This window comes from Planococcus sp. SSTMD024 (assembly GCF_041320495.1).
Lineage (GTDB): Bacteria > Bacillota > Bacilli > Bacillales_A > Planococcaceae > Planococcus.
This window is the reverse complement of sequence record NZ_JBGGNS010000021.1, coordinates 219,429-232,934: the sequence shown is the minus strand read 5'-3', so window position 1 is coordinate 232,934 and position 13,506 is coordinate 219,429. Positions and strand designations below refer to the sequence as shown.

At 51.9% G+C, this 13,506-nt stretch carries 10 protein-coding genes; 9 read left to right on the top strand and 1 reads right to left on the bottom strand.

Features of this window, described 5'->3' with window-relative positions:
• Positions 1 to 114 precede the first annotated feature (114 nt).
• The gene (locus AB9R92_RS08190; RefSeq protein ID WP_370668971.1) at positions 115 to 630 is read left to right on the top strand and encodes a YfiT family bacillithiol transferase; all 516 of its coding nucleotides are present in this window, start codon (positions 115 to 117) and stop codon (positions 628 to 630) included.
• Between the two features lie 312 nt (positions 631 to 942).
• The gene (locus AB9R92_RS08185) at positions 943 to 2,169 is read left to right on the top strand and encodes a DUF819 family protein (protein ID WP_370668970.1); all 1,227 of its coding nucleotides are present in this window, start codon (positions 943 to 945) and stop codon (positions 2,167 to 2,169) included.
• A 143-nt stretch (positions 2,170 to 2,312) separates the two neighbouring features.
• On the opposite strand, the gene AB9R92_RS08180 is transcribed toward AB9R92_RS08185, so the two are convergent.
• Complete coding sequence (locus AB9R92_RS08180; RefSeq protein ID WP_370669100.1) at positions 2,313 to 3,362, bottom strand: aromatic acid exporter family protein; 1,050 nt, start codon at positions 3,360 to 3,362, stop codon at positions 2,313 to 2,315.
• A 318-nt stretch (positions 3,363 to 3,680) separates the two neighbouring features.
• Between AB9R92_RS08180 and AB9R92_RS08175 the strand changes: the two genes are divergently transcribed.
• The 7 genes from AB9R92_RS08175 to AB9R92_RS08145 all read left to right on the top strand — a co-directional run bounded on the left by AB9R92_RS08175 (position 3,681) and on the right by AB9R92_RS08145 (position 13,294).
• Positions 3,681 to 5,951 carry an excinuclease ABC subunit UvrA gene (locus AB9R92_RS08175; RefSeq protein ID WP_370668969.1) on the top strand — a complete coding sequence of 757 codons (2,271 nt, stop codon included), beginning with the start codon at positions 3,681 to 3,683 and terminating at the stop codon, positions 5,949 to 5,951.
• A gap of 272 nt (positions 5,952 to 6,223) precedes the next feature.
• A complete protein-coding gene (locus AB9R92_RS08170; RefSeq protein ID WP_370668968.1) occupies positions 6,224 to 7,039 on the top strand; it encodes a tryptophan-rich sensory protein in 816 nt (271 codons plus the stop codon).
• A gap of 96 nt (positions 7,040 to 7,135) precedes the next feature.
• The gene (locus AB9R92_RS08165; protein ID WP_370668967.1) at positions 7,136 to 7,804 is read left to right on the top strand and encodes a type 1 glutamine amidotransferase domain-containing protein; all 669 of its coding nucleotides are present in this window, start codon (positions 7,136 to 7,138) and stop codon (positions 7,802 to 7,804) included.
• Between the two features lie 347 nt (positions 7,805 to 8,151).
• A complete protein-coding gene (gene glpK / locus AB9R92_RS08160; RefSeq protein ID WP_370668966.1) occupies positions 8,152 to 9,645 on the top strand; it encodes a glycerol kinase GlpK in 1,494 nt (497 codons plus the stop codon).
• 333 nt (positions 9,646 to 9,978) lie between these two features.
• Positions 9,979 to 11,262, top strand: coding sequence for a GntP family permease (locus AB9R92_RS08155; RefSeq protein WP_370668965.1), 1,284 nt, complete (start codon positions 9,979 to 9,981; stop codon positions 11,260 to 11,262).
• 39 nt (positions 11,263 to 11,301) lie between these two features.
• Positions 11,302 to 12,078, top strand: a complete 777-nt coding sequence (locus AB9R92_RS08150; RefSeq protein WP_370668964.1) for a 3-hydroxybutyrate dehydrogenase — start codon at positions 11,302 to 11,304, stop codon at positions 12,076 to 12,078.
• A gap of 229 nt (positions 12,079 to 12,307) precedes the next feature.
• Entirely contained in the window at positions 12,308 to 13,294 is a 987-nt protein-coding gene (locus tag AB9R92_RS08145) for a macro domain-containing protein (RefSeq protein WP_370668963.1), read from the top strand.
• Positions 13,295 to 13,506: the final 212 nt, after the last annotated feature.

Below are 13,506 nucleotides of genomic sequence, written 5' to 3'. Positions count from 1 at the left end.
TGTCTTGCGCGGAAGCCGGAATATCCGTGGCATGTTTACAAAAGCTCTCCCGCATTGCTATATTGAGCGTGAGGACGAGATTCAATAACTAAAAATGGAAAAGGGGATGGGCAGATGGATGTGAAATTTCCGATTGGGCAATTAGAGGTTCCGGAGCAGGTAACGGCTGAAGACGTCGACACGTGGCTCGGAGAAATCAATAGCTACACTGTGCGTCTTCGCGAAGTGGTGGATTCTTTGGACGATGAGGATTTGGCGAAAACCTACCGGGAAGGCAGCTGGACGGTGCGGCAGCTGGTGCACCATATCGCGGATTCGCAAGTGGCGATGTATCAGCGCCTGAAACTGGCGCTGACGGATTACAACCCGACCGTGCCGGGATTCGACCAAGAAAAATGGACGCAGCTTCCGGACAACCGGCTGCCGGTGGAGAGTTCGATCCGCATGCTCGAAGGATTGAACGAACGGGTCGTGGCGCTCGGGAACTACGTGACGGGGGCGCAATTGGACCGCGTCTTTACCCATGAAACGGACGGAGAGATTCGCGTGGCTGAAAACTTGGCGAAACTGTCCTGGCACGAAGAGCATCATCTGGCGCATATTCGGATTGCGCTGGGCTTGGAGCTGTAGCTGTAGCTGTCCGTTGTACGTGTGTAGTGTCCCTGTGTTGGACACAATTCCAGGGGCGAGATTGTTGGAATGGCAAGGTTTGGGCTGCGCGATGTCCCTGTGTGCCACACAATTCAATCAAAAAAGCCGCACCGGGAACCCCTGAGTTTCCGGTGCGGCTTTTTGCGTGACGCAGAAATGTAGGTGAAATTGCAAGACTACTCGACATAGTCTGACAATAATAGGATACTGGAAGATGAAGAGTTTAATCTAAACACAGCTTGCGCACGATTCAGGAAGTCTTGAGCTGCAGCGAGTGAAGGGAGCATACATATGGAGAATTCATTGATCCAGGCAGATGATCTGCTGACGCTTTGGGGCATCATCGTGATCGTGGCGGCGATGAGCATTGTGCTCGAGCAGAAGTACAGCTGGGCGGGGAAACTTTCCGGTGCCGTCATTGCACTCGTTTCTGCTATCATCTTATCGAATACCGGCATTATCCCAACGGCGTCGCCTGCATATGACGCGGTGTGGGCGTTTATCGTGCCGCTTGCGATTCCGCTGTTGTTGTTCCACGTGAACTTCAAGAAAATCTGGAAAGAAAGCGGGCGCATGCTGCTGATTTTCCTGATCAGTTCGATCGGGACAGTCGCCGGAACGATCCTCAGCTTTTTCCTATTGAAAGACACGATTCCGTTTCTCGACCGCATCGGCGGCATGATGAGTGCCTCGTATGTCGGAGGCGGCGTCAACTTTGCCGCGATGACCGCGAAATTTGAAGCGCCGGAAGATCTGGTGTCCGCTGCGGTGGTGGCGGATAACTTGATGATGGCGCTCGTGTTCATTACCTTGATGGCGATTCCGACATTCGGCTTTTTCCGGAAAACTTACCCGCATCCGCATGTAACTCAAGTGGAGCGGGAAGCTGCATCGAATGGCGGCAAAACCAATGCCGAAAACTTCTGGAAACGCCAGGACATTTCGTTGAAAGATATGGCGATGTCAATCGGGACGGCGTTTTTCCTTGTGGTGGTCGCGACGAAGATTGCCGAATTTTTCGCGGGCATCATTCCATCCGGTGAAGAAGTCGCATTCGGTTGGAACTTGCTCAGTGGCTTGATCGGCGACCAGTATTTGGTGCTGACGACTTTGACATTCCTGGCGCTCGCGTTGTTCCCGCGTTATTTTGACGGCATCAACGGTAGCCAGGAAATCGGGACCTTCCTGATTTATTTGTTCTTCGTGGTCATCGGCATCCCGGCGTCGATTCCGTTGATTGTCCAGAACGCGCCACTGTTGCTCGTCTTTGTCGCAGTCATCGTGATCGTCAACTTGACGGTATCGCTGACGGCGGGGAAATTGTTGAAATACGATCTGGAAGAGATTTTATTGGTCGTTAACGCAAACGTCGGTGGCCCGACAACAGCCGCTGCGATGGCGATTGCGAAAGGCTGGCGCGAACTGATCGGACCGATTTTGGTGGTTGGGACGATTGGCTATGTGATCGGCAACTATATCGGAACGACGCTCGGATTGTGGTTTGCGACGATGATGTAGGCTGGTTGTGTCCCTGTGTTAGACACAATTCCAGGGGTGAAATGGTTGGAATGGCAAGGTTTGGGCTGCGCGATGTCCCTGCGTGCCACACAATTCAATCGAAAAAGGCCGTGGCTGAATTCAGCCCCGGCCTTTTTCATTTTTTATGATTTATCTGCTTCCTGCACGGCTTTCACGCTATTCGGGTCGAAAAACTTATCGACCAAATCATAGATGGTGATGAGTTCGTAAAGAATCGTGAATTCCGGCGGGAACAAGGTCGGGTGGAGCGCGTCGTTTGCCGGCACGCGTTTGCTGTTTTCCCAGAACAGGTCGGTGATGCTTTTCAGTTGCGCTTGATGTTTTTCGTGATCGAAATTGATGGAATGCTGAAGATCGTCCGCGAGCGCGGCTACGGCATCCATGACGATTTCCCGCTCGGCTTGTGTCCACTCAATGTCTTGGATGGGGACGCGGAGCAAGGCGTTCAGGTGGTATTCGAAATTATCGAGGAACAGCAATTGCCGTTCCGCCATCTGCAGCTCGGCTTCCCGGTTGCGGACCCATGGATACAGGCTCGCTTCGTCGCGCTGGTAATGAACCAATTTCTCGGTCTTGCGGATTTCCGTCGTCAGCTGTTTGACGATTTGCTTGTCTTCCTGGAGGGTCGCATCGCCGTCGAACAGGATGGTATGGAAAGTGTGTGCGAGCATGCTTCCCGCCCGGCCGCTGATGCTGTGAATGCTTTTCAGAATATCCGTGCTGTAGTTCGGCGGGAACACGAGCATATTAACGGCGGTCGACACGACCAGGCCGATTGTCGTCGTTCCCAGGCGAATGAAGAACGAGAACAGGAAATGATCGTGGATGACTTCCACCATCGCGACTGAAGTCAAGGTCGCGACAAGCAAGCCCGCATGCAACTTGAGCCGGTAACACGCGAGGATCGTGGCGACCGCGGCCAGTGTATACGTGATCGGGGAATTCCCGAATAAGGTGATAAAGAGAACGGCGAAAGCCGAACCGATCGCCGATGCCGGAAAACGCACCAAGCCTTTTTTGATCGAATCGCTGACTGTCGGCTCGATCGTCACGATGGCCGTGATGACGGCGAAGACAGGCGGCCAATTGAACCAGACGCAGATCGTCGCGGTCAAAAAGATTGCGAGACCGGTTTTCACTATTCGGCTGCCGTTGAAACGCAGAGATCGCATCATAAGATAAGTACTGGCTCCTTTTCGTGGAATGACTGTATTTTCAGTATATCATCCGTGTCGAGAGGAAATGGTGGTGTCCCTGTGCTAGACACAATTCAGAGATCCAGGACCCTGGTGCGGAAGCATTTCGGCGTGAGAATGTCCCTGTGTACCACACAATTTGACGCATCCGCGCTGGCGGGTGCGTCTTTTTCGCGTCTCGATGCAGTGTGTGGCGCCCAGGGACAAACTGTTTGTGTGAACCACCCCGAAACAGGGAACGCTTCTATATAGTAGCGCAATCCCTTGGACGGATTGGAAAAGGAGAATGTTAACATGCCAGATAAACAAGATGAAATCATATTGCGAGGGCTTCGCGAAAACAATTTGAAGAATATCGATTTGAATATCCCGAAAGAGAAAATCAACGTGTTCACCGGCTTGTCGGGTTCGGGGAAAAGTTCGGTCGTGTTCGATACCTTGGCGACGGAAAGCAGAAGGCAGATGACCTTGAACTACCCTCTGTACATCCGCCACCAGATGCCCAGGTACGAGCGGCCGCATGCCGATTTGATGCAGCATTTGAGCCCGGTGGTGGTTGTGGAACAAAAGCCGGTCAGGGGCAATTCCCGTTCGACGGTCGGCACGTATATGGACATCGATCCGCTGATCCGGCTGTTGTTCTCGAGAATCGGCAGCCCGCCGATCGGCTCGGCGACTGAATTTTCGAGTGAAAGTTCGTTCGGCAACTGTCCGGAATGCAATGGCTTCGGGGAAGTTGTGACGCCGGATATCCACAAGTTGATCGACCACTCAAAATCAATCCGGGAATCCGCGGTGCGCTTTAAGCCGCTGGCGCCTCCTGGCTGGCAAGGCAGATGGATGAGAGACGGCGGATTATTCGACCCGGATCTCCCCATCAAAGATTTCACGGAAGAGAAATACAATCTGCTTGTGTACGGGCCGCCGGAAGGAGAACGGGCATTTAGCACTTATTATTACAAAGAAGGCAATCGCGACATCGAATGGGACGGCCTTCTTCCGAGGTTTATTCGCCTGTACATCAACCGGGACCTGACGAAATTGAAAGTCGTGTCCCAGGAAGACGTTTTGGCGCTGACGACGCGTGCCCCGTGCCCGGTTTGTGAAGGTTCTGGACTCAATCCGAGAGTGCTGGAGTGCAAAATCAACGGTTTGAACATTGCCCATTACGCCCGCTTGGAATTGACGGAACTGCTCGGTGAACTGGAGAAGATCGACGACCCGATCGGCAAGTCGATTGCCCAGCAGGCGCATCCAAGCGTCAAGCAATTGGTCGGTTTGGGGCTCGGCTATTTGAGCCTGTCGCGCAAAATGGGCACCTTGTCCGGTGGGGAAGCGCAGCGTGTGAAAATCGCGCGCCATCTCGGCAGCAGCCTCAACAACATCACTTATATTTTTGACGAGCCGAGTGCCGGTTTGCATCCCGAAGAAATCAATATGTTGACGCATATGCTGGAAAGTTTGCGGGACAATTTCAATACCGTCGTCGTCATCGAACACAATCTGGCAGTCATCAAGACGGCGGACGAAATCATCGAAATGGGCCCGGGCGCAGGCAGAAGCGGCGGCGAAGTGGTGTATCAAGGCGGGCAGGAAGGCTTGAAGAAAGCTTCCGCTATCACGGATTTGGACCATACCGTGACGGTGAATGAACAGCCGAGAACAGCCGCAAATACGTTTTCCATCAAAAATGCTTCCGATCATAATCTGAAAAATGTCAGCGTGGAAATTCCGCAGAATGCCCTCGTTTCGGTATGCGGCGTTTCCGGGTCCGGAAAAAGTTCATTGATGTTCGGCGCATTTGCCGGCAACTATCCCGAAACGATTGCGGTCGGCCAAAGCAGCATCGGCACGTCCAGCCGTTCGACTCTCGCGACGTATATGGGCATCATGAGCGACATCCGGTCAATCCTGGCCAAACAAAGCGGACAGCCGGCGGGCTTGTTCAGCTTTAATTCATTGGGCGCCTGCCCGGTATGTGAAGGCAAAGGCGTCACCACGCCGAATGTTGCGTTTGCGGATCCCGTGACGGTGACTTGTGAAGCGTGCAAGGGCACGCGGTATTCAGATGAAGCCTTGTCGTATCGCTACAAAGGAAAAAACATCGTGGAAATTCTGGAGCTGACGATCGACGAAACGAACGAGTATTTGGAAATGCCGAAGATCGTCAAGAAAGTGGATACGTTAAAAGACGTGGGACTCGGTTATTTAACGCTTGGGCAAACGACCGGTTCGCTGAGCGGAGGCGAAGTGCAGCGTTTGAAGCTCGCGAGCCATTTGAAAAAAGAAGGCCAGATCTATTTATTGGACGAACCGTCACTCGGTTTGCATGCGCGGGACACTGCCCATCTATTGGACGTCTTTCAAGGGCTGGTCGACAAAGGCAATTCGGTCATCGTCATTGAGCACAACCTGAACTTGATCGCGGCGAGCGACTGGGTCATCGAAATGGGCCCGGGCGGCGGCAAAAAAGGCGGCGAAGTGTTGTTTGAAGGCACGCCGCAAGAGATGCTCGGAGCGGATACGTTGACGGCGAAATGGCTGAGAGATGGTGTGGAGGGGTAGAGCGGCAGCGTTTTGTCCCTGTGCTAGACACAATTCGGAAGGCAGAAACCTTGCAGGAGCGGCATTTCGGTGCGGGAATGTCCCTGTGTTCGGCACAATTATTTCTGTGTGCCACACAATTTGTTTGTGTTCGAAACGATTTACACATGCGCGACACAATTCCATGCGAATCATTCCGGAAAACCGTTTCGCCGGCTGGCAAAATCGGGAAGACAGAAAGAAAGAGTCACATTTTGCCAGGGACTATTATCTTTCAGGAGGATGAAACCATCATGGATGAACGCACATTGAAGAAAACCCAACTGTTTGCCATCTTGAACCTGGTCGCTTATTTTGCGACGCTTGGCGTCAATTACCTCGGCTCGTCGGGGTTCTTTAACGGCAACACGCAAAAAGACATTTCGGATAAGTACATGACGCTCATTTCGCCGGCGCCGTTTACGTTTTCGATTTGGGGCGTCATTTACACGCTCGTGCTGGTGACGCTCGTCTATTTATTCATCAAGCGAAAAGACGATAAGGTCAGCCGGCTGGTGCTGTTGATCTCGCCGTTGTTCATCGCGAGTTCGCTGTTCAATATGGGGTGGATCGTGGCATTTTCGTATGAAGCGCTCGGCATCTCGACGCTGTTGATCTTGGGGCTGTTGTTCTCCTTGCTGTTCATCGTCGAACGGATCTACAAACACCGCTTCGAGTTACCGTCGACACTGGCGGGGCTCGCGTTCACTTTGTACGGCGCGTGGGTGTTCATCGCGACGATCGTCAACATCTCGCTGTTGTTGGTGCAATTGGAATGGGACGGCTTCGGCATTTCGGATTCGGTATGGACCATCATCGTTCTCGGGATCGCCATCGCGTTTGTTTTGTTCTACTTGTCGCGCTTTAAAAACGCCGCGTTTCCGCTTCCGCTCGCTTGGGCCTTTTTCGGCATCTATAGCTCGTATGCGAACGGCCAGCTAGACCCGGCAATGGCTTCAATCATCCAGGGCATGTTGATTGCAGGGATCGTCATTTTCCTGGCGGCGGCCGTGTGGCGATTCATTAAAAACGGCAATGCGCTGTTCTTGAAAGACCCGGCCCGGGAATAGAAGAACAACGGATTTGCGGGAATTGCAAGTTTGTTTAAATCCGAAAACATTCGGGAACAACTAGTGACAGAATGATTTTCAGAGGAGGAACTATCAATGGCTAAAGTTTTAGCAGTGTTATCAAGTGGACATAAAGATACGGAAAACAATTACGAAACCGGCTGGTGGGCAGAAGAACTTTTCGCGCCGATGGAAGTATTGAAGAATGCAGGCCACGACGTAGAGCTCGCTTCGCCAAAAGGCGGCAAACCGACGCTTGATGAAGTCAGCATCAGCGAAGAGTATGACCCGGAAGGCAAGTACAAGAAAATGTACGAATCCGGCCTTGCGGATAACACGAAAAAATTGTCGGATGTGAACGCGAAAGAGTACGACGCGATTTTCATCGTCGGCGGCCACGGGGCGATGTATGACCTCGCGGAAGACGAAACGCTCCACGGGATCATCAACGCCGTGTACGACAACGGCAAGATCGTCTCGGCGGTTTGCCACGGACCGGCGCCGTTGATCTGGACGAAGCGCCCGGACGGCCAAAGTCTCATCGCCGGACTGAACGTTACTGGATATCCGCAAGCGGTAGAACCGGAAGGGCTCCCGGAAATCCTGCCGTTTAGCTTGGAAGGCAAGATGAGCGAAGTGGCGAATTACACCGCTGACGAAAAAGTGGTGTGGGGCAATGAGCAAGTGCTGACGGGGCGCGACCCGTTCGCTTCTGAAGCGTTGGCTGAGGAATTGGCCAAAGCCTTGGATAAGAAAAACAACTAAGTAATGGCATGATCGCCATCTCCATAAGCAGGGCTTTGCAGCGTTATCGTGCAGAGCCCTGCTTTTTTCATGGATTTCAGCGCTATGTAAATGCAAAATTTACACAAAAATTCAGACAATAAGTTGACAGCGCTTTCTTTTCCGTATACCTTTATAGATAACAAGTTAAGAGCTGTGTTGGAGACCCGGAGATTCGCACATTAATGAGCCCTTCTATCAAGGAGGACTGTCATTAATTGCGGATTTTTTTATGGGCTTTTCCATGGCTGTTAATTAATAAAAAAAAGAGTGTCGGGGGCAGGGCTAGAGCCCCGGCGGAAATCAAAACCATTTGGGAGGAATAGATGATGAGCAAAGAGTATATTATGTCCATTGACCAAGGAACGACGAGTTCGCGTGCGGTATTGTTTAACCATAAAGGGGAAATCGTGGAAACGGCGCAGCAGGAGTTCGAGCAGTTTTTCCCGAAACCGGGCTGGGTCGAGCACGACGCGAATGAAATCTGGACATCCGTTTTAGCGTGCATGGCGGGCGTCTTGCGAAAGGCGGACGTCGAACCGGGCCAAATCGCCGGCATCGGCATCACCAACCAGCGCGAAACGGCTGTCGTCTGGGACCGCAACACCGGCAAGCCCATCTACAAGGCGATTGTTTGGCAGTCGCGCCAAACCGCGGAGATTTGCGGCGAACTAAAAGCGCAGGGACACGAAGAGTTGTTCCGCAAGAAAACGGGCTTGTTGATCGACGCGTATTTTTCCGGAACGAAAGTCAAATGGATTTTGGATAATGTCGAAGGCGCGCGTGAAAAAGCGGACAACGGCGATTTGATGTTCGGGACAATCGATACGTGGCTCGTCTATAAACTATCCGGCGGCGCGGCGCACATCACCGATTACAGCAACGCATCCCGGACCTTGATGTACAATATTTACGATTTGGAATGGGACCAGGAATTGCTGGACATTTTGACCGTGCCGAAAAGCATGCTGCCGAAAGTCCGCCAGTCATCAGAAGTCTATGCCAACACGATCGATTACCATTTCTTCGGCTACGAAGTACCGATTGCCGGAATTGCGGGTGACCAGCAGGCGGCGTTATTCGGCCAGGCGTGCTTTGAAAAAGGCATGGCGAAGAATACGTACGGCACCGGCTGCTTCATGCTCATGAACACCGGGGAAGAAGGCGTCGTTTCCGATCACGGCCTATTGACGACATTGGCATGGGGCATCGACGGAAAAGTGGAATACGCCCTGGAAGGCAGCATTTTTGTCGCCGGTTCTGCGATTCAATGGCTACGCGACGGCTTGAAGATTTTGGACAACGCACCCGAGAGTGAACAATACGCGACTTCCATCGAATCAACAGACGGCGTCTACATGGTCCCGGCATTTGTCGGACTCGGCACGCCTTACTGGGACACGGATGCACGCGGCGCCGTTTTCGGCTTGACGCGCGGCACGACGAAAGCGCATTTCATACGCGCGACACTTGAATCGCTCGCCTATCAAACGAAAGATGTCGTCGATGTCATGATCGAAGACGCGGGCATTGAACTGAAAACCTTGCGCGTGGACGGCGGCGCCGTGTCGAACGATTTTCTTATGCAATTCCAGAGCGACATCCTGGACGTGCCGGTCGAGCGCCCGGTCGTCCAGGAAACGACGGCACTTGGAGCGGCGTATCTTGCAGGGCTCGCGGTCGGCTTCTGGGAAAGCAAAGAAGAAATCGCGAAGCAATGGCAAATCGATAAAACCTTCACGAGTGACATGCCAGCAGAACAGAGTGAAAAACTGTACGATGGCTGGAAGCAAGCGGTTGCGGCGACACGGGCCTTCAAATAATGTCCAGGGGTCCGACGCAATCCATTCAAGACGATTGATATGTCCCCATGCACACCCCCAGTACGAAACTGGCGGGTGTGTTTTTTTGTGGATGAATTGTTTGGGAATTGTGTGTGACACAGGGACAAAATTATCTCAGTAAAACTATTCTTTTTTGGAATGGATGGTATTAATAATAAATATACGTGATAATTTCAGGAAAAAATCAAAATATCGAAATTATTTATCATTTACTTTTTCAAGTGATATCTATTTCAATATATCTTTATTCGTGTATAATGGGCAGTGCTTTAATACGGTGAAGGGTAAAAGAAAAGAAAGAAGTGAGTACAGATGTTGAGCATTTTTATTGGATTGATTTTATTGATTGCGCTCGCTTATTTAGGCTGGTCAATTATTTGGGTGGCTCCGTTAGCGGCCGGCGTCGTTGCGCTGTTGAGCGGCTTGGACGTTTACACAACCTACACTGATACGTATATGACCGGGTTGGTGAACTTTGTGAAGAATTGGTTCCCCATCTTCCTGTTGGGGGCGATATTCGGTAAGTTGATGGAAGAAACCGGGGCGGCAAGTGCCGTGGCCAAGAAAGTCACGCAGCTGATCGGCGGCAAGCGGGCCATTTTGGGCGTACTGATCGCCGCTGCCTTGTTGACATATGGCGGCGTCAGTTTGTTTGTCGTGGTATTTGCGGTTTATCCGATCGCACTTGAATTGTTCCGCGAGGCAAACGTGACGCGCAGATTGTTGGTGCCGACTTTTGCGCTGGGGGCATTTACCTTTACGATGACCTCGATGCCCGGCACTCCGCAGATTCAAAACCTCATCCCGATGGATTCTTACAACACCACCCCAATGGCAGGGCCGGTGATCGGGATCGTGACTACATTGATCATGGCAGTCGGCGGGTACGCGTGGTTGGCGTACCGCGAGAAGAAACTGTCGGCACAAGGCGAAGGGTTTGAAGTGCGCGAAAAAACAGGCGCATCGAAAGCGGATGATGGCGACGCGCCGAACTGGATGTTGTCATTGGTTCCACTCATTGTTGTCGTCGTCTTTTTGAACATCGTCAATCTGCAGCCGATTTATGCGTTGATGCTCGGCATTGTCGCCATCATGCTGATCAATGTGAAGATGTACAAGAAGTTCGTCTTCTCCATCAACGAAGGTTCCAAAGGATCGGTCATGGCCATTTTGAACACGAGTGCCGCTGTCGGTTTTGGCGCAGTCATTGCGATCGTGCCGGCATTCGACAGCATCACCGACTGGTTGCTGAACGTATCGGACAACCCGCTGGTCGGCCAGTCGCTGGCGGTTCAAGTTATGGCGATGATCACGGGTTCTGCTTCAGGGGGCATGGGCATCGCGCTCGGCACCTTGGGCGATACGTTTTATAATTTGTCGCAAACGACGGGCATCGACCCGGAAGTGTTCCACCGGATGGCTGCTGTCGCATCGGGCGCATCCATCTTGCCGAACAATGGCGCCTTGCTGACCTTGTTGGCGGTGACCGGGCTGACGCACAAAGAAACATATAAAGATGTTTTTGTCGTCGCATTCATCATCCCGACGATCGCAGTTATCATCGGCATCATCATGGGCGGCATCGGCTTAGTCTAGCCTGCTGTCCGCAAATTACATTATATGGAGGAATTGAACATGGTAGAACAAAAAGTCGTCATCATTACCGGCTCTGCACGCGGAATCGGATTTGAAATCGGAAAGCATTTCGCAGAAAGCGGAGCGAAAGTCGTATTGTCGGATATCAACGATGAAGTGTTGCAGGAAGCGGCACAATCGCTCCGAGACAACGGATTTGAAGCAATGGGCGTCAAAGCGGATGTGACGAGTGAAAAAGACTTGGAAAACTTGGTGGCGGAAACGAAAAGCACTTACGGCCGCATCGACATCGTCATCAACAATGCCGGGCTGCAGCACGTATCGCCAATCGAAGAATTCCCGACAGAGAAATACGAATTGATGATCAAAATCATGTTGACGGCACCGTTCATTTTGACGAAAAACGTCTTCCCGGTCATGAAAGAGCAAGGGTTCGGCCGCATCATCAACATTTCATCCATCAACGGCTTGATCGGCTTTGCCGGGAAAGCGGCTTACAATAGCGCAAAACACGGCGTCATCGGCTTGACGAAAGTGGCGGCACTAGAAGGCGCAGAGCACGGCATTACGGTAAACGCCGTTGCTCCGGGCTATGTCGACACGCCGCTCGTCCGCGGGCAGATGGCCGACTTGGCCAAAACACGCAATGTGCCGCTTGAAAAAGTATTGGCAGAAGTCCTATTGCCGCTCGTCCCGCAAAAACGCTTGCTTGACGTAGCAGAAATCGCAGACTGCGCTTTGTACTTGGCAAGCGACAAAGCGAAAAGCATCACAGGCCAAACAATCGTCATCGATGGCGGTTACACAGCCCAATAAAGCTCCCGAGTTGGAGGAGGCCCTATGAACACCCCGTCAGCTTTTCGCTTTCGGGGTGTTTTTGCGTCGTCGAATTGTGTGGCACACAGGGACAAAATGCCGTTCGCCAAACAGAAACCCCGCGCTGTATCTCGCTTGTCAGTAAATCTTTCGCTTGAAATTGTGTGGCGCACAGGGACACGACGGGTGGTAGAATGAAAAGAGACAAGAAACAGAAAGGGATGAACCCATGCCACTGCAAATCGTGCGTAACGACATCACCAAAATGAACACCGGGGCTATCGTCAATGCCGCCAATTCGAGCCTGAAGATGGGCGGCGGCGTGTGCGGGGCGATTTTCCGCGCAGCGGGGCCGAAGCCGCTGCAGGAAGCGTGCAACCGGATCGGTTATTGTGCGGCCGGGGAAGCGGTGCATACCGACGGCTTCGCGCTTGATGCGAAATACATCATCCATACGGTTGGCCCGGTGTGGGAAGGCGGCGGGCGCAACGAGGAAATGTTGCTGCGCAATTGCTACCGCAACTCGCTGGAACTTGCCCTCGAGCTTGGCTGTGAGTCGATTGCGTTTCCGCTCATCTCGACCGGCATCTTCGGCTATCCGAAAGAACCGGCGTTACGGGTGGCGACGGAAGAGATCGATGAATTTCTGAACGAACACGATATGGACGTCTATCTGGTCGTCTTGGACAAGCAGTCGTTCGGCATCAGCCAGAAGCTTTACGAATCGATCGAAACGTTCATCAATGAACAGGAAGCTGCGGTTTTGGAAGAAAAGGCTGTCCGTTATCGCGACCAGCGGCCACTCGAAATCCCGATGCCCAAACCGGAAGAAATGCTGGAACAGGAACTGAGCCTCGAAGAGTTCTTGGAAGAAGTGGACGAATCCTTTTCGCAGCGGCTGTTCAAGTTCATCGACGACCGGGGCATGACCGATGCCGAGACCTATAAAAAGGCGAACCTCGACAAGAAACTGTTTTCCAAAATCAGAAATTCCCCAGGCTACACGCCGAAGAAAAAGACCATCCTGGCGTTTGCGATCGCGCTCGAACTGGATCTCGACGAGACAGAGGAACTGCTCGGGACAGCCGGCTACCGCTTGTCGAACAGCCATAAATTCGACTTGATCATCCGCTATTTCATCGAGCGGGAACAATACAATATTTTTGAAATCAATGAAGCCTTGTTCGCATTTGATGAAGCGCTTCTTGGTTCTTAAAAAGACTGCTATAAAGCAGTTTTCTATAATAGAAAATGGGAATGAAGAGATCTGTTGCAAAAAAGGCTATGAAAAAACGATGTGAAAAGACATAAAAGTTTTTAAGGAATTAACCGGAGAATTGAAATTTAAGTCGATCCGCCTTTAATAGAGTTATGCTACTATTAAATTGCTTGTATAATATATCCATTTAGTTTAGAGGGGAACGTTGC